The 391-nt window shown below is 66.2% G+C and carries 1 pseudogene; it reads right to left on the bottom strand.

Features of this window, described 5'->3' with window-relative positions:
* Positions 1-391: pseudogene (locus AC0L23_RS40075) on the bottom strand (DUF1522 domain-containing protein); the annotation flags it as partial.

Below are 391 nucleotides of genomic sequence, written 5' to 3'. Positions count from 1 at the left end.
TGCCGTTCAGCAGGCTCGCGCCGGTCGTCGCAGCGTTGATGACGGTTCCGGTATCCGTGCCCTGGACGCCGCCGAGCTTGGTACCGGACGCAGCAGCGGTCACACCGCCGGCCGCACCGCTGTAGAGCACGTTGCTCAGCGCATCAGCGCTGGTGAAGCTGGTCGTGCCGCGCAGATCCGAAGCCGTCGCACCCGCGATCGTGGTGGAGACGTTGGACTTGGTGGAGTAGCCGACGGTGGTCTGCAGCGCCTGGTTGGCGATCGACTTCGCAGAGTCGATCAGCTTCTGCAGCGAGGTGATGCCGGTGTTGGCGGCCTGCAGCACCTGCACGCCGTTGGCGATGCCGTCGAGCAGATTGTTGATGTCGCTGGCGCGGTTGTCGAGCGACTG

Source organism: Bradyrhizobium sp. MI1.4 (assembly GCF_055811315.1).
This window is presented reverse-complemented; position numbering and strand designations above follow the sequence as displayed.